Raw genomic sequence first — 21,519 nt, 5'->3', positions numbered from 1 at the left:
GAATTTCGGAAGGTGGTTTTAGGTATTTTCAATGTAAATATTTCAAAATGGGGCAAAAGTGGGGAAAAAATAACGAAATCGTGCATCAAGCCAACGATATGATTCCAGTAGAGTGGGATGATTTGTATATTGTAATAGAAATGGATAAGACATGTAGTGGAAGTGCATACTTTTATTTTAAATACAAAGGTGAGTACCATTACAATTTATATATTTCGGCTCTATAATATTTGTAGTGGGTAAACCCCCTATGGATATTATGGAGCCTATTTTGTTGTAGAAAAAAAGTCCCATAAGACCTATAATGAAAAGCGACAAAACAACTCATTAGAAAGAATCGTATGGAACAATTACATTTTATCACAAAACTACTTGATATCAAAGATCCAAACATCAAGATTGTAGATATCATCAATATGGATACACACAAGGAAATCATCGCTAAATTGGAAGCAACGAATAATCTTATTAAACTTATCAAGCGTAATGCCTTAGGTTTTCGGAACTTTGAAAACTTCAAAAAACGGATTTTCATCGCTCTGAATATAAGAATGGATAGGACGACGATAGCCCTCTCCAGGTGTTAGCTTTTATTCAACCCACTACAGTTGACAAAGAACCTATATTTAATCCTCCATTTATTTTAAGTTCAGCACACCATATTGTTCATCAGATACTGGTTCTAACCATTCATTGGATGCATTTTCTCCCGGAACTTCAATTGCAAGATGAGAAAACCAGCTATCCGGCGCTGCACCATGCCAGTGCTTAACACCAGCAGGAATATTGATACAGTCTCCAGGATTCATTTCTATAATATCCTTACCCCATTCTTGGTAATATCCTCTTCCTGCAACCAGGCTCAAATGTTACATTAAAAACTCCAACCTGCTTCGTAGAAATAGGTGCAAGATAGCTTTGACCAACAAAGTATTTTGCAAATGCATCATTAGGCTTTCCCATTGGAAATATCATAGACGCTTGATGTTGTGCCTTTGCATCATTTTTATCCGCAGTTTCTTTCCATACATCTTTAGCAAGACTAAACGCTGCCCATCCTTTTGGCCAGCCAACATAAAATGCTACATGTGTAATAATTGCCACTATCTCTTTTTTTGTAACACCATTTTTTTTTGCATTCTGTAAGTGATAAATTAAAGATGAATCTGTAATACCAGACGACATTAATGCTACAATAGTAATTATACTTCTAGTCTTTAAATTAATATCTTCATTATTCCAATTCTCTCCAAACAAAACATCATCATTAAAATGAGCAAATTCAGGTGCAAATTCTCCAAGTTGATCTCTTCCTGCTGTTTGTACTATTTTTTCTGACATTTTTTTCCTCCTTTACTTTCCTTTAAAGATTCAGCTATTTTTTTAGCATAGAAGCAACCTGTTTTTCGTTAGCATCAAGCGTGTCATAAACTTTGGCTTCTATGCTAAAAAAATTGCTTTGAATTCATATATCCTCCTCTTAAAATCCTAATTCGTATTTTATTGTAACACGAAACAGGATTTCAATCAATTTAAGGACAAAGAAAAAATTGTCAATGCACTTCAATTACCTTATTCCAACGCCAAATTGGAAGTAACGAATAATCTTATTAAACTTATCAAGCGTAATGCCTTTGGTTTTCGGAACTTTGACAACTTTAAAAAACGAATTTTTATCGCTCTGAATATAAGAATGGAGAGGACGACGATCGTCCTCTCCAGACGTTAACTTTTTTTCAACCCACTACAGTTGACAAAGAGCCTAGAATTTGATGTCTTCCAAACCTCTTTATTTCATATTTAATGAAATGTTGCCTTAACCGTGATAATATCTAATCATTAATAAAAAAACTATTTGAATAAGGATTCTCCATTTGATTCAATCACTCCTTTATACCAAGTAAAGGACATTTTCTTATATCGATTGAATGTGCCACTTCCATCATCGTTTCGATCAACATAAATGAGACCGTACCTCTTAGAAAGTTGTGCAGTAGACATAGAAACGCAGTCAATACATCCCCAAGACGTATAGCCCATAATTTCAACACCATCTTGTAGAGCTTCAGCTACTTGCAATAAATGTTGTTTCATATACTGAATTCTATAATCATCTTGGACTGTTAAGTTATTAAATTCATCTTTTATTAGGTGATCTTTAGCACCTAATCCGTTTTCCACTATAAATAATGGAATTTGATAACGGTCATAATATCTATTTAAAATTATACGTAGTCCAATTGGATCAATTTGCCATCCCCACTCGGAAGACTCTAAATAAGGATTTACTAGACCACCAATAATATTCCCTTCTCCTGAATTATACTGTGTTGGAAGAGCAGATTGAGTCACACTCATGTAATAGCTAAACGATAAAAAATCTACAGTATAATTTTTTAATAACTCTGCATCTCCATCTTCAAACTCTATGTTAATGTTATGTTCCTTAAAGTATCTTTTTGCATAATTCGGATAATAACCTCTAACATGCACATCTGAAAATAGATAATTTAGATTCTCATACTCATGAGTCGCCCATACATCTTTTGGATCTGGAGTCATTGGATAAGCTGGCATAGCTAATACCATACATCCCACCTTAAACTCTGAATTAATCTCACGAGCAATTTTTGTAACCAAACTCGAGGCGACTAATTCATGATGTATAGCTTGATATAATTCTTGTTTCGAAAGATTCTCCTTAGGTATATCTATTCCTCCACTAGTAAATGGTAATTCCAAAACAGAATTCACTTCGTTAAACGTAAGCCAATATTTAACTTTATCTTTATACCTTTCTAAAACTGTTCGAGCAAATTTTTCATAAAAATGAATCATTCTCCTATCAATCCATCCATGATATTTTCTTGCTAAATATAATGGAGTCTCATAGTGTGAAAGAGTTACAAGTGGTTCTATCCCATGAGCATGTAGTTCATCAAACAATTCATCATAATATTTCAAACCAGCCTCATTAGGTTCTTCTTCATCTCCTTTTGGAAAAATTCTACTCCATGCAATAGAAGTACGAAAAACATTAAAGCCCATTTCAGAAAATAAGGATATATCTTCCTTATATTTATGATAAAAATCAATGCCTAGCAATTTTAAGTTATCTTCTGTAGGATTTTCTGTCGCTTCTCCTAATCCACCTTTAGGTAACACATCCTGAACTGATAAGCCCTTACCATCTTCATTATATGCTCCCTCTACTTGATTAGCTGCAACAGCTCCACCCCAAAGAAAATCATCTGGAAAAATGGTCATACTTTCCTCCATTATAATATTACCAATAATTCCTTGGAATGCTCGATTGTCTGATTATTAGGTAATACTAAAACATCTAAGAAATCATTGGTATTCGTTACAATCACTGGTGTCACTGTTTCATAGCCTTTGTCCTTAATCAAATTTAAGTCCATTTCAAAAATCAATTGATTTTTGAAAATTCTGTCTCCTTCTTCTACATAACTAATAAAACCTTGACCTTTTAGTTCAACAGTATCTAATCCAATATGAATTAATAACTCAACGCCCTCATCACTCTTCAACCCAATTGCGTGCTTAGTCGGAAAAATATTTGTAATTTCCCCATCGAATGGTGCATAAACCTTACCCTCACTTGGGATAATCGCTACTCCGTCTCCAATTAGTTTATCTGAAAATGTTTTATCCTGGACATCTCTTAACGGAATGATTTCTCCTGATATAGGAGAAAATACTACTTTTTTATTTGAAACTCCAGCCTCAACTTCTACAGAGCTAGAACTCTCTTCTTCATCGATTCCAAATATATAAGCTAAGACAAAGGTAATAACAACAGAAATAATCGCTACAATTAGAGCGTTAACAATATTTGATGGTACGCCAGAATAAATAAATTGAGGCAATGCTATCAGGGATGGGACAGCAAAGAGATATGCTTTAACACTTGTAAGACCAGCAAATAAGCCCGCTAATCCACCACCAATCATAGCTGCATAAAGTGGTTTTTTATATTTTAAAGTTACACCATATAATGCAGGTTCTGTAATTCCTGCAAGTAACGCTGAGAAACCTGCTGCAAAAGCAATTTGTTTTGTATTATTATTTTTACTCTTTAATGCAACAGCCATCGAAGCAGCCCCTTGAGCTAAGTTTGACCCCAACATTGCTGGAAGAATTAATACGTCTGGAGTAGCAATAGATGCCGCCAAAAATATAGGTGCAAACGCCCAATGCATTCCAGTCATAACAATAAATGGCATAATAGCACCAAGAATAGCTAATGTAAGCCATCCAGCTACACCATACATTTGCCCAACTAGATTTGATAATCCTTCACCAACAATTACTCCAATAGGCCCGACTACAACTAAGGCAATAAAGCTTGATACTAATAATACCAGCGTAGGCTGTAAAAAACTTTTAGTAACAGCTGGTGTTAATTTACCAATAAACTTCTCAATATACTTCATCAACCAAACCATAATAAGAATTGGAATAACTGACGAACCATAACTAGCTGGTGTCACAGGTGCACCAAATAAACTAAGAGGATTCCTTGACTGCACCATTTGAACAAAATTTGGATGGAGAAGTACACCTGCTACAGACATAGCTAATGTAGATGTTACTTTTAATTTTTGTGAAGCAGAATACGCTAATAACAGAGGTAAGAAATAATATGGAGCATCTCCAAAAAATGTCAGAAAAGCAATAGTTTGAGAATCTGATTTCAATATGCCAAGCATTGGTAAAATGATTACCAAGACTTTCAGCATCCCTCCTCCCAGCATTGCTGGAATGATTGGGGTCATAGAACCTGCAATGTACTCAATGATTCTTTCTAAAATATTTCCTTTAGGTACTTGTTCAACTGCATCTAATTCAAAATTACCAAGTTTGATGAATTCTTTATAATAATTAGCTACATCATTACCAAGTATAATTTGATATTGCCCATTCTTTTTCATAATACCAATTACACCCGGTATCTTCTTCACGTCATTATCATTTACTAAATTTTCATCTTTTAATTCTAATCGTAATCGTGTTACACAATGGGTAACTCTATTGACATTTTCTTTACCTCCAATTGCATTGAGGATTTTTTGTGCGGTATCTTTATAACTCATCGTATTCTCCTATTCTATTAATCTAAATTTTTTGTCAAACGACGAATGTGAGCTATCAAATAAACTAATTCACTAGAACTCAGCAAATAATTGTATTCAACCTGAATAAACAATGCCACTTTTTCACCACATTTGTATTCTTTAGGATATTTATTTTTCATTAACTCCAACAAATCTTCATCATCATCGTCACAATAGGTTGCGTTTTCAACCAAACGATGGGCAAATAATTTTATATGAGTTATGAATCTATAATAATCAATAGAATCTTGGTTAAACTCAGTACAATAGAAATCTTGAATTATTTTCTCAATTCCCATAATTATTTCAGTAATTTTATACGACTCTTGAAAATTATTTTCTAAATTTGCATTAACAAAATGTAGCGCTATGAATGCAGCTTCGTCAATTGGAAGTTCAATACCTAACTCTTTTTTTATTATTTGTAAAGCCCTTTTCCCAAGTTCAAACTCTTCTTTATAATATTTCGAAATTTCCCAGCGTAGGGGATTCGAAATAATAACTCCTTCTTTATAACGTTCTATGCTCGAAGAAATATGATCCGTTAAATTAATATAGATAATCTCATCAAAATTATTCCCCAATGTTATTTTACCTAGATTAATTATTTTTTCGGTGATGTACACCAACTCCAAAGGAACATTAATAAACATCTCTGTAAAACGGGTCATATTATCTCTATTTTTGAGAAAAAAACTTTTCTCAATATCAATTGGATTTACTTTATCTCCAATTTTTCTTCCAAAAGCTATTCCCCTTCCAAAAAGAAGAACATCGATGTCTTTTTTACTTTGCGCAATTACAGCATTATGGTTTAGTATTCGTTTTATGATCATAAAATTTCCCTTTTAAAATAAAAGGAACCTACTTAAAAACATCAAGAAACTTCTTCCGATGTGATTAAATAGGTTCCTGCTCACTTGTATTAGTGATAACATCCTTTTATTTCAATTTTTAATGGTGACATGAAGCTTAAATAATTAATAACTCTGTAACCACTTTCATTTTAAGATATTTTAATCTATTTGTCAAGTACTTGTCGAATTTTTTGGCTCTATAATATTTGTAGTGGGTAAATCCCCTATGGATATTATGGAGCCTATTTTGTTGTAGAAAAAAAGTCCCATAAGATCTATAATGAAAAGCAACCAAACCATCATTAGAAAGATTCATATGGAACAATTACATTTTATCACAAAACTACTCGATATTAAAGACTCTAATATCCAAATTATGGATGTTGTTAATAGGGATTCGCACAAGGAAATCATCGCTAAACTGGATTGCGAGGCTCCATCTTGTCCTGATTGTGGAAGTCTAATGAAGAAATATGACTTTCAAAAAACGTCTAAGATTCCTTACCTTGAAACGACGTATGCCTACTAGAATCCTTATGAAAAAGCGTCGATTCAAGTGCTATCATTGCTCGAAAATGGCAGTCGCTGAGACTTCTATCGTCAAGAAGAACCACCAAATCCCTCGTATTATCAACCAAAAAAATGCGCAAAAGTTGATTGAAAAGACTTCTATGACCGATATTGCCCATCAACTTTCCATTTCAACTTCAACTGTCATACGAAAACTCAATGATTTTCACTTTAAGCATGATTTTACCAATCTGCCTGAAATCATGTCCTGGGACGAGTACGCCTTTACAAAGGGAAGGATGAGCTTCATTGCGCAAGATTTTGACAAACTCAATATCATCACTGTTCTTGAGGGAAGAACACAAGCTATCATCTGAAATCACTTTCTGCGCTACGATTGAGCTGTTCGCTGTCAGGTGAAAATCATTACTATGGATATGTTTAGTCCCTACTATGACTTGGCTAGACAGCTTTTTTCCGTGTGCTAAAATTGTTCTAGATCGTTTCCATATTGTCCAACACTTGAGCCGTGCTATGAGTCGTGTGCGTGTTCAAATCATGAACCAGTTTGATCGAAAATCTCCTGAATACAAGGCTATCAAGCGCTACTGGAGGCTCATTCAACAGGATAGTCGTAAACTCAGTGATAAGCGATTTTATCGCCCTACTTTTCGTATGCACTTGACGAATAAAGAGATTCTAGACAAGCTTTTGAGCTATTCAGAAGATTTGAAACACCACTATAATCTCTATCAGCTCTTGATTTTTCACTTTCAGAATAAGGAGTCTGACAAATTTTTCGGACTCATTGAGGACAATCTAAAACAGGTTCATCCTCTCTTCCAGACTGTCTTTAAAACCTTTCTAAAGGACAAAGAGAAAATCGTCAACGCCCTTCAGTTACACTATTCCAACGCCAAATTGGAAGCAACGAATAATCTTATTAAACTCATCAAGCGCAATGCCTTTGGTTTTCGGAACTTTGACAACTTTAAAAAACGAATTTTCATCGCTCTGAATATAAAAATGGAGAGAACGACGATCGTCCTCTCCAGATGTTAACTTTTTTTCAACCCACTACAGTTGACAAAGAGCCCAAAAAAGCCTTGGTTCCCAAAGCTTTTTTAATGTTATAAACCCATTAAAACAACTCCCAGTCAGGTGTGGAATGTTTTTTAGTATGTGTAATATAAAAATAATTAAAATGAATATCTATAGCTAGAGCTAAAATGGTTGCAATACTCAATACTATTATAGGATTAGAAGCAAAGATTAAAGCGAGAATCAAGGCAGCCAGATAGAGTGTCGCTTGGACACAGTAGAAACTTTTCGAATAGCGAAGATAGTGTTTGTTATAGGGCCCATTTGCTAGGACAGCAGCTTGGAAGAGGCCAATTCCGATATAAGAGAAGCTGGTTACAAAGAGAAGATTAGCTTCAGGATTCAGAAGAAAACTCATCGAAACAGTCATCATAATAAGTCCAATGAAAATAAGATAGTGACTGTAAATTAGAAATATTCCCTTTTGATTAGATTCTTCATCAATAGCATGGTCGAATTGACCAAAATAAAGCAAGAACAGAGAAAGCATAATAATGAAATAAAGAACCGAATGAATCGAGAAATTCTCGATTGTAAAGAAGTTAGCTAGCTTCATAATCATCTCTCCAAACGTAATAATGACAAGAAGGGAGATGCGCTCGATTAAATGGGGGAGATTTACCTGGAAATGCTCATCTTTACTAAACAAGATAATTGGCATAATAAATGTTAGCAGAATACTAGCAATAAAGATATAGACTCCAACGTAAATAGGAAGAAGAGCTGCTAGATAGACTCCTAAACTTCGTAGACCTGTTATCCATAGAAAACCTTTGATACTTTCCCGATTAACATTATCGGTTGATTTTCTAAAAAACTCAACCAAATATTGAAAAAATAAGGTAAGGATTAATGTACCAACAGCCCAACAGAAATAATGAAAATATTGTTGCCAATCATATCCAATTATATTGGATATAAAGAGTAAAAGTCCCATATTGATAAACATGATTACCATGTTAAATAAAGAGTTCTTTCCATAGCGATTGGTATAACCGGTTTGAATCATCCAGGAATCGATGAGAACCAAGATAGACATGAAAAAATCAAGTAAAGAATTCCAAGTCAAAATACCGTTATGAAGGTGGTGAATTAAAGCAGTTTCTTTTGAAATTGCAAAAACAAAAACTAGGTCATAAAAAAGTTCTGAAAAATTTACACGTTTATGTTTAATAAGAGTTGTCATCTTAAGACCTTTCTATTTTAGAAGTACAATTTATAAGATAAATTGTAAAATATAGTGCAACAAAAAAACTCATAGTGTTTCAATAGAAAAGCGAGGTAATCCTCGCTTTTTTTATTTAATCTAATAGCTCCTTATTTTCAATTAAGAGTTCTAGTGGAGATTTTTCCCTTGCTACAATAAAACCAGGTTCATATTGGTTATGAAATGTTCTTTTCTGAGAAGTTGGATCAATATACAACTCTTCTCCATCTTCTGTGTATAGTTGGTTGCCTCTTGTTAGGTAAAGTAAATCCTCTAAGTGCTGTCCATCAGTATGTAGGAAATGCTCGATGTATTTGACAGCTTTTAAGATCTCACTTACTTTATCAGAGTATTCATTAGATTCAAGAACACTCTTTTCTAACTCAATCTCTTTACTAGTTCCAAATAGTTGGGTTGGAGTTGCATTAAAATATTCTGCTATCTTATCTAAATTTGCAAAGGTAGGATAGCTTTTTTGTTTTTCATAATCAGAGATGGACTGTTTACCGATTCCTAAATCTTCCGCAAGTTGAGTTTGACTTACTCCTTTTTCTATGCGTAGTCGTGCCAAATTGGGTCCAAAATTTTGAATAATAAAGGTCATGAGAAACTCCTATGTTGTATTTTAAACTTATTCTATCATCTATAAACTTACAAATCAAGTTCTTAGTTGACTATTTAAAATATTTTTTATAAAATATATTTATAACTTACAAATAAGTTATAAATAATACAAAAATAGCTCGTAAGTTTAGGATTGATGAGTGAGGAAGAAGTTGAGGACGAGACTATGACTTATGACTATTCGAAGCCTTGGTGCTAGAAATTGTGTGGACAAGGTCAAGGGCGAGCCTGACGGGAAGTCAGGCGAAGTCCCGAAGACTGCCGTCCAGACAATTTCTAGCCAAGCAAAAGCTGGCTATTCTAACAGCCAGCAAAAAGGTACACTTAGGGCAACGCCCAAAGAACGACGGAACGAGCAAACGTTGATTTGACGGTGTTTCTAAAAGAAGGGGGGACAATTTTGTTGGTTTCTATACAAGATTTAAGAAGCATTCAAGAACGATGTGATGTAGGAGAATTAGTACAGCGGTTAGATGTCAGTATTGATAGATTAACGGTTATCTGGGATACAGACACTGGTTCCCTAAGACGAATTTTCAAAAATCTGAAACAGGCAATAAGTACAAGAGTTGATTCATTTGAAATACATGATAACGTACGAGATGATGTCTTTACTTTAGCTAAAGATTTTAATGAGTATGATTCGATCAATGATATCATTCATCAGGCAAGAGAATTACTTGTATCACGAGGCTATACATTTTATAATCGCAAACGTTTGATGGTTGTTCCAAAAAGTATTGTAAATGAGATTCTAGGAACAGAGGTGGCGTAATATGGCAAGTGTTCGTTATCGAAAGCGAGGAGATAGTAATTTATGGACCTATGAAATTCGTAGCGAAGGAAAAACTGTTGCTCATAATAGCGGTTTTAAAACAAAAAAGCTTGCAGAGTCAGAAGCTGAACCGATTCTGCAAGAACTTCGTTTAGGGAAAAGAATTTCTAGAGATATTTCTCTTGTAGATCTGTATCAAGAATGGCTTGAACTAAAAATTCTACCGAGTAGTAGGTCGGAAGAGACAAAGAAAAAATATCTTCTCCGTAAAAACACAATTGAAAGATTATTTGGAAATAAAAAAGTCACTCAAATTCGTGCGAGTGAATACCAAAGAATTATGAATAAGTATGGACAAACAGTTGGTAGAAATTTTCTTGGTAGATTGAATACTGGGATTCATCAGAGCATCCAAATGGCAATTGCTGACAAAGTTCTAATAGATGATTTTACACAACATGTCGAGTTATTTTCATCCAAAGAACAACAGATGACAGAAGAGAAATATTTACATACAGAAAAGGACTATCTGGATTTACTTTTAGCAGTAAAGAGAAAATTTGATTACCAACGTTCAATTGTTCCGTATATCATCTATTTTCTATTAAAAACAGGCATGAGGTTTGGAGAGTTAATAGCGTTAACTTGGAATGAAGTTGACTTTGACAGAGGACTGTTAAAAACATATAGGAGGTTTAATACCCTTTCTCATAAATTTGTCCCTCCAAAAAACAAAACGTCTATTCGGATGGTACCGATAGACGAAGAATGTATTAAGATATTACAAGTCCTAAAAATTGAACAGGAGAAGGCTAATAAAGAGCTAGGAATCAAGAATAGGTATAAAATGATTTTTCAGCATTATGGATATATTCACTTGGTACCAGACATTGCAAGTGTCAATAAAGCTTTGAGTGTTCTTTTAAATGAATTAGATATTTATCCAATTATCACGACAAAAGGAGCACGTCATACCTATGGAAGCTACCTCTGGCACAAAGGATTTGACCTTGGAGTTATTGCAAAAATTCTAGGGCATAGAGATATTTCAATGTTAGTAGAAGTGTATGGACATACCTTAGAAGAGAAAATTTTTGAGGAATTTAATCAAATTAGAGATGTCTGGAAAGATTGCTCATAAAAAAATGTGGGGCAAATGATGGGGCAAATCAGTTATAGACAAGCAAAAAAGCCTTGTAACTCAAGGCTTTTTCCTGTTGATTTAGATGCCCCCTACAGGGCTCGAACCTGTGACCCATGGATTAAGAGTCCACTGCTCTACCAACTGAGCTAAGGAGGCAACAGAAAAAGCTGTATTGGTGCCGGACCTTCACGATTTGTATTGAACCCGCGCAATTAAGCAGGTGGGCAACTCGCTCTAACTGAAGCTGCTTCCGCGTGAAACGGCCTGCAAGCTGTTAGAAGTCTTTTGTTTCCCTAATAATACAAAAAATAGTCGGTCAACACTTAAGTGTGAAGTCGTACACCACAGCGTTTCTATAATTATAATACCACAATTTTTGAAAAATTCAAGAGAAAAAATTGATTTTTTGCAAACGATACCATGATTTTTTAGTTATTTTTTAATTGATCAATCTTATTTTTAGTCATGCCAAGGGCTCGTTCGTACTTTCCATTTTCATTTGGAGTGAAATAATCGGCATTTTTTATTTTTTCAGGAAGGTAGTTTTGCTGTACCCAATTACCAGGATAGTTATGTGGATATTTGTAATCCTGCGCATTTCCCAGCTCCTTACTGCCAGCGTAGTGACCATCTCGTAGATGGCGAGGGATAGCGAGATTTCCGTTCTGGCGCAAGTCAGAGAGTGCTTTGTCTATGGCTACGTAGGCCGAGTTGGACTTAGGAGAAAGTGCTAGGTCAATGACAATGTTGGCAATGAGGATGCGAGCTTCTGGGAACCCAATTTTTTGAGCGGCTTCAAGTGCGGTCACTGTATGAATCTGAGCATCGGGATTTGCCAAACCAATGTCTTCATAAGCAATGACCGTCAGGCGTCGTGCGAGGCTGGGAAGGTCTCCAGCTTCAATCAAGCGAGCTGCATAATGGAGACTGGCATTGACATCAGACCCCCGAATAGACTTCTGTAAGGCGGACAGGACGTCATAGTGACCATCCCCGTCCTTGTCCATAGTGATGTAGCTCTTTTGTAGGCTGTTTTCCATAATATCCAGAGTGATATGGCGAACGCCTGAATTATCCGCTGAGGTAGAGAGGACTGCTAAATCTAGAGAATTAAAGGCTGAGCGTAGATCTCCATTCGTGGAAGTGGCAATGAAGTCCAGTGCGTCATCATCTAATTGGACAGGAAAAGCAAAGCCTCGTTCGGTGTCTGCCAAGGCTGTTTGAATAGCTTGTTTAATATCGTCATTTGTCAGAGGCTCCAGCTCGAAAATCTGTACCCGGCTGCGAATAGCGGGAGTGACGGAGAAAAAAGGATTTTCTGTTGTGGCACCAATCATGATGATTAGACCGTTTTCTAACAGAGGGAGGAGGAAGTCCTGCTTTGTCTTATCCAAGCGGTGAATCTCATCTAAAAGTAGCACCAAACCACCAGAGAACTTGGCTTCTTCTGCAATCTCTTGCAGACGCTTCTTACTATCAACGGTAGCATTAAAGGTCCGAAAAGCAAATTTTGTAGTACCAGCGATGGCAGAAGCAATGGAAGTCTTACCGATGCCGGGCGGTCCGTAGAGAATCATAGAAGACAGACGATTGGCTTCCACCATGCGACGAATAATTTTTCCTTCGCCGACCAGATGTTTCTGACCGATGACCTGATCAATATTTTTAGGTCGCATGCGGATAGCTAAATTTTCTGGCATACATTTTCCTCCTTACTGGTATTCTTTTCAACTGTTCTGATTTATGTTACTATAGTTGTATCTATTTTAACACATTTTAAAGGATTGGAGAGAGGCTGGCTATGGTTAAATATGGATTTTTGGATATATTAAATGAAGAAATGAGGCAATGCTTTCCATTTGACTATGAGATAAACTGGGATAAGAAGAATCATGCCGTAGAAGTGTCCTTTCTCTTAGAAGTACAAAATGCAAATGGCATCGAACTGTTAGATGTGGATGGAGAAAGTAGCACAGAAGATATTTTCTTTGAAGAAAGCGTTCTCTTTTATAATCCTGCTAAGTCTCACTTTGAAACAGAGGATTATCTAACAGTTGTTCCTTACGAGCCAAAAAAAGGTTTGTCTCGTGAATTCTTGACCTACTTTGTGGATTTTTTGAAGCAGACAGCCGAAGAGGGATTAGATGCTCTCATGGATTTTCTGGCAAATCCAGCGGCAGAGGAATTTGAAATTGTCTGGAATAATAAAGCTTTTGAAAAAGCCAGAGCAGATTTGACTGAGACAGAATTTTATTCATATCCGAGGTACTAGGAGGTGCTTATGGAAAATGCAGAAGGACTAGATTTACTGCAAAAACAGATGGAATTTTCTGGCTGCAAGATTGCCTTGATATGTGATGATAAGCTGCTGACTATCTTGCGAGACGATATTCCAACCATTCCTTGGCCCAATATGTGGGAGTTGCCGGGCGGTGGCCGCGAGGGTGAGGAGACTCCTTTTGAATGTGTCCAAAGAGAAGTTTTAGAAGAGCTTGGTTTGAAGCTTGAAGAAGCGGATATTCTCTGGGTTAAGGAATATCAAGGAATGCTTGATCCTGACAAAACCTCTATTTTTATGGTGGGAACCATCACTCAGGAAGAATGTGCCAGCATCGTCTTTGGCGATGAGGGACAGGCTTATCAGATGATGGATGTGAGCCGGTTCTTATCAGATAAAAAGGTTATTCCGCAGCTGCAGGACAGGTTGAGAGATTATTTGGAGGTACGAGCATGATTCATATTGAGCGGGCAGGAGCTGAGGATTTAGAGACTATTATTGCCATTCAGCGAGCTAGTTTTAAGGCGGTTTATGAGAAATATCAGGATCAATACGACCCCTATCTGGAGGAGCGAGAGCGGATTCGCTGGAAGCTGGTCGAGCGGCCCAATAGTTTTTATTATTTTGTCAAAGACGATGAGAAGATTCTGGGCTTTATTCGCTTGAATACAAATGATGAACAGACAGCAGGCTGGATTGGGACAGTGGCGATTTTGCCAGAGCACCAGAATAAAGGATATGGCTCTGAGGGGCTTGGTCTGATAGAGGAGACGTTCTCTACCATTATGAAATGGGATTTGTGTACGGTTTTCCAGGATAAAGGCATGGTGGCTTTTTATGAGAAAAACGGCTATCATCAGACCCATACGGAGCCCGAAAAAGAGGGCATGGATATGGTCTATATGACGAAGACAATGAAATAAACAAAGAAAGGATTGTTCAGTTAAATTTCTAAACTGAACCCGCCCTAAACACTGTGGCAAAAAGATAAAGTTCTCTTAGACGCAAACGTCGTCAGAGAATTTCCTGTTTTGGATTTGTGTTTTACGGGCATGGTATCTTAATGATGGACACTTGGCAGGAATTAACGATTGAAGTGAAGCGGGAGGCGGAAGAAGCAGCCTCTAATATTCTGATTGAGCTGGGCAGTCAGGGCGTGGCTATTGATGACAGCGCAGATTATCTGGGGCAGGTCGACCAGTATGGTGAGCTTTTTCCAGAAGTTGAGCAGAGCGAGCGGGTCAAGATTACTGGCTACTACCCAGATTCGGTGGATATAGAGGCTGTTGCAGCCAAGGCCAATGAGCGACTGGCTGAGCTAGATGACTTCGGATTAGAGACGGGAGATATTCAGCTGACTCGGCAGGAACTGGCTGAGGAAGACTGGGCGGACAATTGGAAAAAATATTTTGAACCAGCTCGAATTACCCATGACTTGACCATTGTGCCGTCTTGGACGGATTATGAGGCGACAGCTGGTGAGAAGATCATCAAGCTGGACCCCGGCATGGCCTTCGGTACAGGCACTCACCCGACGACCAAGATGAGTCTCTTTGCCTTAGAACAAGTACTACGAGGTGGTGAGACGGTGCTGGATGTAGGGACAGGTAGTGGAGTCCTTTCTATAGCAAGCTCACTCTTGGGTGCAAAAAAGATTTATGCGTATGATTTAGACGAAATAGCTGTACGTGTGGCGCAGGAGAATATTGAACTGAATGCAAATATGGAGAATATTCAGGTAGCTACTGGCGATCTCTTGCGGGGTGTGGATATTAAAGCGAATGTCATTGTAGCCAATATTTTAGCGGATATTCTGGTAAATCTAACTGATGATGCATACCGCTTGCTCAAGAATGAAGGCTATCTGATTATGAGTGGGATTATTTCTGAGAAGTGGGAAATGGTGCGCGAGTCAGCGGAAGCGGCAGGATTTTTCATGGAAACACATATGATTCAGGGCGAATGGAATGCTTGTGTATTTAAGAAAACACAGGATATTTCCGGCGTGATAGGAGGCTAAATGCAGCAGTATTTTATCAAGGGAGTCGTCCAATCCCCACTGACTGTGAGGGACAAGGATACAGTGAAGCATATGTTTTCTGTTATGCGTTTGGTAGAAGATGATGAGGTAGTACTGGTTTTTGAGGATGGTATTAAACGCCTAGCAAGAGTTGCAGATAGAGAGCGCCATGTGCTGAATCTGGTAGAAGATTTACCAGACAACGCGGAGCTGCCGATTCATGTGACGATTGCTTCTGGCTTTCCCAAAGGAGACAAGCTGGAATGGGTAGCTCAGAAAACGACGGAACTGGGGGCAGCTGCTATCTGGGCCTTTCCGGCCGACTGGTCTGTTGCCAAGTGGGACGGTAAGAAACTTGCTAAAAAAGCAGACAAACTAGAGACGATTGTTTTGGGAGCGGCAGAGCAGAGCAAACGCAATTGGGTACCAGAAGTTCGACTTTTCGAGAAGAAAATTGATTTTTTAGATTGTTTGAGCCAGTTTGACCGTGTTATTGTAGCTTATGAGGAATCTGCTAAAGAGGGAGAGTCTGCTGCTTTGGTCAAGGCTGTGACAGAACTCAAAAAAGGAAGTCGGATTTTATTTATTTTTGGTCCAGAAGGTGGCCTGTCTCCAGCAGAAATTGCTACATTGGAAGAGGTAGGAGCTATACTTATAGGGCTAGGCCCACGTATCCTGCGGACAGAAACAGCTCCGCTTTACGCACTCAGTGCAGTCAGTGTACTGACAGAGCTACTGCAATAGGGAAAAATCATTGGGAAAGCTAATTTCTATTGTCCTTAATTCCTGACTTTGGTATAATATAAGTGAAATATCTAGCTTAGCTAGAAAGGATGGAAGCACAGGAACAAATTTGCTAGCTAGATGACGAAAAATGCTTTTGCTTGATAAGGAGAGGAGGTTCAATCATGTCTTTATCTACCTTATTTGAGTTGTTGATTGCTATGCTAGGCGTTGTATCAGCTTGCTATCTCATTTATGCTTATGTTGAATTTATCGGAGATATGTTGCATACTGAAAAACATCACTTCTTCCATCACAACCCGCCTATTTAAAGGCGGGCTTTTTACCTGAAATGGTGCCATGTTCTTTTTCCTAGTATTGGGGAAATGGTATTGAATCTGCAGCTTTTAGGTATTTCTTATGATTCTATTGCTTTCTTCTGTATTTCCTTGTTTTCATATCGGTCTAAAAATGATAAAATGGTAGGAAGAACTGGAGAGAGAAAATGCCAAAAGAAGTGAATTTGACGGGCGATCAAGTGGTCGCTTTTACTAGAAAATATTTATCATCAGAAGACGTCACCTTGATTCAAAAAGCTCTTTTTTATGCGGTAGATCGGCATCGGGGGCAATTTCGCCAATCAGGTGAGCCATATATCATCCATCCGATTCAAGTGGCAGGGATTTTAGCTAAGCTAAAGTTGGATGCGGTCAGTGTCGCTTGCGGTTTTTTACATGATGTTGTAGAAGACACAGCTGCAACTTTGGACGATTTGGAAGGCGAATTTGGACATGATGTGCGCGTGATTGTCGATGGTGTGACCAAACTTGGTAAAGTCAAGTATATGTCTCACGAGGAACAGTTGGCTGAAAACCACCGCAAAATGCTAATGGCGATGTCCAAGGATATCCGTGTCATTTTGGTAAAACTAGCAGACCGTTTGCACAATATGAGAACACTTAAGCACCTGCGCAAAGACAAACAGGAACGCATCTCACGCGAAACCATGGAAATTTATGCTCCATTAGCTCATCGTTTGGGGATTTCGAGCGTCAAATGGGAACTAGAAGATTTGGCTTTTCGATATTTGAATCCGACAGAGTTTTATAAGATTTCCCACCTGATGAAGGAAAAACGTCGGGAACGTGAGGATTTAGTTGACGAAGTGGTTCATAAGATTGAAACCTATGCTTCTGAGCGCAATCTTCATGGGCAAATCTATGGTCGTCCTAAACATATTTACTCCATTTATCGGAAAATGCAGGACAAGAAAAAGCGTTTTGATGAGATTTATGACTTGATCGCTATTCGTTGCATTTTAGATACGCAAAGTGATGTGTATGCTATGTTGGGCTACATTCATGAACTTTGGCGACCAATGCCCGGACGTTTTAAAGATTATATTGCTAATCGCAAGGCAAATGGTTACCAGTCAATCCATACGACCGTCTATGGGCCTAAGGGACCGATTGAGTTTCAAATTCGGACCAAAGAAATGCACGAAGTGGCAGAATACGGGGTTGCTGCACACTGGGCCTATAAAAAAGGTATTAAAGGGCAGGTTGATAGCAAAGAATCGGCGATTGGGATGAATTGGATTAAGGAGATGATGGAACTCCAAGACCAGTCCAATGATGCACAGGATTTTGTGGATTCCGTCAAGGAAAATTACCTTGCTGAAGAAATCTATGTCTTCACGCCGGATGGTGCTGTTCGTTCGCTGCCAAAAGACTCAGGACCGATTGATTTTGCCTATGAAATCCATACAAAAGTGGGTGAAAAAGCGGTTGGTGCAAAGGTAAATGGTCGCATGGTGCCCTTGACTACGAAGTTAAAAACTGGGGACCAAGTTGAGATTATTACCAGTTCCAATTCCTTTGGACCGAGTCGTGACTGGATTAACCTTGTTAAGACTAGCAAGGCACGCAATAAAATTCGTCAATTTTTCAAAAATCAAGACAAGGAATTATCCATTTCTAAAGGTCGAGAACTTCTGCAAGCACAATTTCAAGAAAATGGCTATGTGCCTAACAAATACATGGACAAAAGACACATGGAAGAAGTCCTGCAAAAAACGAGCTACAAAACAGAGGAAACTCTTTTTGCGGCGATTGGTTTTGGTGAAGTTAGTGCTGTTTCGATTTTTAATCGTTTGACAGAAAGAGAACGCCGTGAAGAAGAGCGTGCTAAAGCAAGAGCTGAAGCAGAAGAGCTTGTTAAGGGCGGTGAAGTCAAGGTTGAAAACAAGGACACCCTCAAGGTCAAACATGAGGGCGGCGTCATTATCCAAGGTGCGTCAGGGCTTTTGATACGGATTGCCAAATGTTGTAATCCAGTTCCTGGTGATGAGATTGTCGGGTACATTACAAAGGGGCGCGGGGTTGCCATTCATCGTAAGGACTGTATGAATCTGCGAGCGCAGGAAAATTATGAGCAGCGCTTGATTGATGTCGAATGGGAAGACAATAGTTCTGTTAAGGAATACACTGCTCACATTGATATATATGGTCTCAATCGCACTGGCCTTTTAAATGATGTCTTGCAAGTCTTGTCCAACACAACCAAAAATATTTCCACCGTCAATGCACAGCCAACCAAAGATATGAAATTTGCCAATATCCATGTTTCTTTCGGAATTGCTAATCTATCTATGCTGACAACAGTAGTTGATAAGATTAAGAGTGTGCCGGAAGTCTATTCGGTTAAACGGACAAATGGCTAAGTGAGAACAGCAGAGCAGAAAGATTCTACTCAAGCAATCTCTTGTGATTTTTTCTCAATATAAAAATAGGAAGTTCAAAATGAAAATAGTGATTCAGCGTGTGAAGCGAGCTTCGGTATCAATTGATAGCGAACTTTACAATCAGATTCAGCAAGGACTGCTGTTACTAGTCGGTGTAGCACCAGATGATGCTCAAGAAGATGTAGAATATGCAGCAAGAAAAATTGCCAATATGCGGATTTTTTCAGATAAAGAAGATAAAATGAATTTATCTGTCGAAGATGTGAAAGGAGAAATTCTCTCTATTTCTCAATTTACCCTTTACGCAGATACAAAAAAAGGGAATCGTCCAGCTTTTACAGGCGCTGCTCAACCAGACTTGGCTAGTCAATTGTATGATGATTTTAACGAATTGCTAGGTCGAGAAATACCTGTCAAAACAGGTGTTTTCGCGGCTGATATGCAGGTTGAGTTAATCAATGACGGACCGGTGACGATTGTGTTAGATACGAAGAATCGTTGAGAAAATGATAAATAAAACCGAGTCTAGAACACTTTTGTTCCAGACTCGGTTACTTTCTAGAATAAAACTCAATACGAAGTAGTTGAGTGACCTCTAATGCACTGATGTTAGAAGCTTTGACAGTCCCTCTTCCTTTTAGAGCGTTTCCACATAAAGTTGTTGGGCAATCGTTGAATTGATTTGCAGCTCTTTTTCATTTACTTTGAGCAAATATAGTTGAGCATAAGGATCGTATTGCTCCAGAATCAGCGTATCTCCCAGATGTAAATCGTGTTTTTCCAAATATTTTAATAATTCAAACTCATCATGAACTCTTGCTAAGCGATAGACTCCAGCATTTTGGACTTGGTTTAACGTTAACTGGTATTTTTCAACCAGTAATTCACCTTTTTGGGGAATGGTTCCGCCATGAGGACAAGTTTCTGGGTAATCCAACATTTTTTCCAATCGCTCGACAAATAATTCTGAAACAGTGTGTTCTAAGACTTCTGCTTCTTCATGGATTTGATCTGTTGTAGTGTATTGTAAATTATGCACTAGAAAGTATTCAATTAAACGATGTTTGCGATATAGTTCAGAGACAAGGTGAAGACCAAGATTGGTTAATAAATAGCCCTTAATCTTGTCTTTGATAATTAATTTTTCAGCAATCATCTTTTTAATCATTTCTGTGACAGCTGGAGGGGATACTTGCATTTGAGCAGCAATTTCTTTATTTGTAATTTTTTGACTATGCGTACCAATCTCGTAAATACATTTGAGGTAATCTTCTTTGTTTGGGGTCATGTTGTTTACTCCTTATCGTATTAAGTATACCAAAAATACCTGAAGAATACAGCCGTTAGCCATTTGCTTAGTAGAATGAAGTATTGGCTATTTAGGGAAAATTCAAGTAAAAAGGAACTGGCAATCAATTCCGGCTCCTTTTTCCATTTCTTATTTGCTAAGACCTTCAGCAATTTTATCCAAATTCCATTTCATCATGTCGTAGTAACTATCACCTTTTTCACCTTTTTCAGCGATTGAATCAGTGAAAATCTTGGCATAAATTGGAATGTTTGTATCTTTTGAAACAGTCTTCATTGGACGGTCATCAACACTACTTTCAACAAAGAGTGATGGCACTTTTGTTTTACGGAGTTTTTCAACCAATGTTTTGATTTGATCTGGAGTTCCTTCTTCTTCAGTGTTGATTTCCCAAATATAAGCAGATGGGACACCATAAGCTTTAGAGAAGTACTTGAAGCAACCTTCGCTGGTAACAATCATTTTCTTTTCAGCAGGAATATTATTGAATTTTGCTTTGGCTTCCTTGTCCAATGTTTCAAGTTTTGCAGTATAAGCTTTCAGATTCTTTTCATAAGTTTCTTTATTTTTAGGATCTTTTTCAATCAAACGTTTTGCAATGTTTTTAGCATAAATAATTCCGTTTTCAAGATTGAGCCAAGCATGAGGATCTTCTTTTCCTTTTTCATTTTGACCTTCCAGATAGATAACATCCACTCCGTTACTTACAGCATAGTAATCTTTGTTCTCAGTCTTTTTCGCATTTTTGACCAATTTTGTAAACCAAGCATTTCCGCCGGTTTCCAAATTGATACCATTGTAGAAAATCAAATCAGCTTTTGATGTTTTTTTCACATCTTCTGGTAATGGTTCGTATTCATGTGGATCTTTTCCGACAGGAACGATACTGTGCAGATTGATTTTATCACCAGCGATATTTTTGGTAATATCAGCGATGATCGAGTTGGTAGCAACAACATTCAATTTTGAAGATTTGTTGGTAGAAGTTCCTTTTTGACCAGCGCAGGCAGCAAGCCCGACGATGGCTAAAAACAGAACGGCGATAAAACCTAATTTTTTCATATAAGGTTCTCCTTTAATAAATGAAATA

General features: G+C 37.5%; 19 protein-coding genes, 1 tRNA gene and 5 pseudogenes. 15 read left to right on the top strand and 10 right to left on the bottom strand.

Going from position 1 to position 21,519, the window contains the following annotated elements; translation table 11 throughout:
* Positions 1 to 47: 47 nt before the first annotated feature.
* Together SCSC_RS08010 and SCSC_RS09445 are read left to right on the top strand one after the other, a co-directional pair.
* Positions 48 to 215 (top strand): annotated as a pseudogene (locus tag SCSC_RS08010) (immunity protein YezG family protein); the annotation flags it as partial.
* 126 nt (positions 216 to 341) lie between these two features.
* Positions 342 to 587, top strand: a complete 246-nt coding sequence (locus tag SCSC_RS09445) for a transposase (RefSeq protein WP_006270036.1) — start codon at positions 342 to 344, stop codon at positions 585 to 587.
* A gap of 51 nt (positions 588 to 638) precedes the next feature.
* Here the strand turns inward: SCSC_RS09445 and SCSC_RS08000 are convergent.
* A pseudogene (locus SCSC_RS08000) lies at positions 639 to 1,341 on the bottom strand (carboxymuconolactone decarboxylase family protein).
* 193 nt (positions 1,342 to 1,534) lie between these two features.
* Between SCSC_RS08000 and SCSC_RS07995 the strand changes: the two are divergent.
* Positions 1,535 to 1,729: pseudogene (locus tag SCSC_RS07995) on the top strand (transposase); the annotation flags it as partial.
* A 122-nt stretch (positions 1,730 to 1,851) separates the two neighbouring features.
* Here SCSC_RS07995 and SCSC_RS07990 read toward each other — a convergent pair.
* Genes SCSC_RS07990 through licT form a run of 3 tightly spaced genes read right to left on the bottom strand, consistent with a single transcriptional unit; the run spans position 1,852 to position 5,974 of the window.
* A complete protein-coding gene (locus SCSC_RS07990; RefSeq protein WP_006270042.1) occupies positions 1,852 to 3,267 on the bottom strand; it encodes a glycoside hydrolase family 1 protein in 1,416 nt (471 codons plus the stop codon).
* A gap of 11 nt (positions 3,268 to 3,278) precedes the next feature.
* A complete protein-coding gene (locus SCSC_RS07985; protein ID WP_006270020.1) occupies positions 3,279 to 5,117 on the bottom strand; it encodes a beta-glucoside-specific PTS transporter subunit IIABC in 1,839 nt (612 codons plus the stop codon).
* Between the two features lie 17 nt (positions 5,118 to 5,134).
* Positions 5,135 to 5,974: a BglG family transcription antiterminator LicT gene (gene licT, locus SCSC_RS07980; RefSeq protein WP_006270038.1), complete on the bottom strand. Its 840-nt coding sequence runs from the start codon at positions 5,972 to 5,974 to the stop codon at positions 5,135 to 5,137.
* A gap of 337 nt (positions 5,975 to 6,311) precedes the next feature.
* On the opposite strand from licT, the pseudogene SCSC_RS07975 reads away from it, so the two are divergent.
* Positions 6,312 to 7,567: pseudogene (locus SCSC_RS07975) on the top strand (ISL3 family transposase).
* 79 nt (positions 7,568 to 7,646) lie between these two features.
* Here the strand turns inward: SCSC_RS07975 and SCSC_RS07970 are convergent.
* Both SCSC_RS07970 and SCSC_RS07965 read right to left on the bottom strand, forming a co-directional pair.
* Complete coding sequence (locus SCSC_RS07970; protein WP_006270025.1) at positions 7,647 to 8,792, bottom strand: low temperature requirement protein A; 1,146 nt, start codon at positions 8,790 to 8,792, stop codon at positions 7,647 to 7,649.
* Between the two features lie 115 nt (positions 8,793 to 8,907).
* The gene (locus SCSC_RS07965) at positions 8,908 to 9,417 is read right to left on the bottom strand and encodes a helix-turn-helix domain-containing protein (protein ID WP_006270039.1); all 510 of its coding nucleotides are present in this window, start codon (positions 9,415 to 9,417) and stop codon (positions 8,908 to 8,910) included.
* Positions 9,418 to 9,626: 209 nt separating this feature from the next.
* Between SCSC_RS07965 and SCSC_RS07960 the strand changes: the two are divergent.
* The 3 genes and pseudogenes from SCSC_RS07960 to SCSC_RS07945 all read left to right on the top strand — a co-directional run bounded on the left by SCSC_RS07960 (position 9,627) and on the right by SCSC_RS07945 (position 11,353).
* Positions 9,627 to 9,808 (top strand): annotated as a pseudogene (locus SCSC_RS07960) (hypothetical protein).
* Between the two features lie 29 nt (positions 9,809 to 9,837).
* Positions 9,838 to 10,212, top strand: a complete 375-nt coding sequence (locus SCSC_RS07955; protein WP_006270034.1) for a DUF3173 family protein — start codon at positions 9,838 to 9,840, stop codon at positions 10,210 to 10,212.
* A gap of 1 nt (position 10,213) precedes the next feature.
* A complete protein-coding gene (locus SCSC_RS07945) occupies positions 10,214 to 11,353 on the top strand; it encodes a site-specific integrase (protein ID WP_006270031.1) in 1,140 nt (379 codons plus the stop codon).
* Between the two features lie 86 nt (positions 11,354 to 11,439).
* On the opposite strand, the gene SCSC_RS07940 is transcribed toward SCSC_RS07945, so the two are convergent.
* Positions 11,440 to 11,512 (bottom strand) — tRNA-Lys (locus SCSC_RS07940).
* A 272-nt stretch (positions 11,513 to 11,784) separates the two neighbouring features.
* The gene (locus tag SCSC_RS07935) at positions 11,785 to 13,056 is read right to left on the bottom strand and encodes a replication-associated recombination protein A (protein ID WP_006270043.1); all 1,272 of its coding nucleotides are present in this window, start codon (positions 13,054 to 13,056) and stop codon (positions 11,785 to 11,787) included.
* Between the two features lie 101 nt (positions 13,057 to 13,157).
* Here SCSC_RS07935 and SCSC_RS07930 point away from each other — a divergent pair, with 101 nt between their 5' ends.
* The 8 genes from SCSC_RS07930 (at position 13,158) to dtd (ending at position 19,622) form a co-directional block, all read left to right on the top strand.
* The gene (locus SCSC_RS07930) at positions 13,158 to 13,628 is read left to right on the top strand and encodes a DUF3013 family protein (protein WP_006270040.1); all 471 of its coding nucleotides are present in this window, start codon (positions 13,158 to 13,160) and stop codon (positions 13,626 to 13,628) included.
* 9 nt (positions 13,629 to 13,637) lie between these two features.
* Entirely contained in the window at positions 13,638 to 14,090 is a 453-nt protein-coding gene (locus SCSC_RS07925; RefSeq protein WP_006270022.1) for an NUDIX hydrolase, read from the top strand.
* Positions 14,087 to 14,557, top strand: a complete 471-nt coding sequence (locus SCSC_RS07920) for a GNAT family N-acetyltransferase (protein ID WP_006270018.1) — start codon at positions 14,087 to 14,089, stop codon at positions 14,555 to 14,557. Before SCSC_RS07925 ends, SCSC_RS07920 begins: the two co-directional genes overlap by 4 nt.
* 143 nt (positions 14,558 to 14,700) lie before the next feature.
* On the top strand, positions 14,701 to 15,654 hold the full coding sequence (gene prmA / locus SCSC_RS07915; RefSeq protein ID WP_022524663.1) for a 50S ribosomal protein L11 methyltransferase: 954 nt from the start codon (positions 14,701 to 14,703) through the stop codon (positions 15,652 to 15,654).
* Positions 15,655 to 16,398 (top strand): 16S rRNA (uracil(1498)-N(3))-methyltransferase, encoded by a 744-nt coding sequence (locus SCSC_RS07910; RefSeq protein ID WP_006270023.1) that lies wholly within the window; start codon positions 15,655 to 15,657, stop codon positions 16,396 to 16,398.
* A 164-nt stretch (positions 16,399 to 16,562) separates the two neighbouring features.
* Positions 16,563 to 16,709, top strand: coding sequence for a hypothetical protein (locus SCSC_RS07905; protein WP_003070706.1), 147 nt, complete (start codon positions 16,563 to 16,565; stop codon positions 16,707 to 16,709).
* Positions 16,710 to 16,882: 173 nt separating this feature from the next.
* The gene (locus SCSC_RS07900) at positions 16,883 to 19,099 is read left to right on the top strand and encodes a RelA/SpoT family protein (RefSeq protein WP_006270041.1); all 2,217 of its coding nucleotides are present in this window, start codon (positions 16,883 to 16,885) and stop codon (positions 19,097 to 19,099) included.
* A gap of 79 nt (positions 19,100 to 19,178) precedes the next feature.
* Positions 19,179 to 19,622, top strand: a complete 444-nt coding sequence (dtd, locus tag SCSC_RS07895) for a D-aminoacyl-tRNA deacylase (protein ID WP_006270035.1) — start codon at positions 19,179 to 19,181, stop codon at positions 19,620 to 19,622.
* A gap of 135 nt (positions 19,623 to 19,757) precedes the next feature.
* Here dtd and SCSC_RS07890 read toward each other — a convergent pair whose 3' ends face one another.
* Together SCSC_RS07890 and SCSC_RS07885 are read right to left on the bottom strand one after the other, a co-directional pair.
* Positions 19,758 to 20,408: a metal-dependent transcriptional regulator gene (locus SCSC_RS07890; protein ID WP_003070703.1), complete on the bottom strand. Its 651-nt coding sequence runs from the start codon at positions 20,406 to 20,408 to the stop codon at positions 19,758 to 19,760.
* 150 nt (positions 20,409 to 20,558) lie between these two features.
* Positions 20,559 to 21,491, bottom strand: coding sequence for a metal ABC transporter substrate-binding protein (locus tag SCSC_RS07885; protein ID WP_006270044.1), 933 nt, complete (start codon positions 21,489 to 21,491; stop codon positions 20,559 to 20,561).
* Positions 21,492 to 21,519 lie beyond the last annotated feature (28 nt).

The organism is Streptococcus constellatus subsp. constellatus (assembly GCF_023167545.1).
In the GTDB taxonomy this organism is placed as follows: Bacteria; Bacillota; Bacilli; order Lactobacillales; family Streptococcaceae; genus Streptococcus; species Streptococcus constellatus.
The sequence above is the reverse complement of the archived record's forward strand: the minus strand, read 5'-3'. Positions and strand labels throughout refer to the sequence as shown.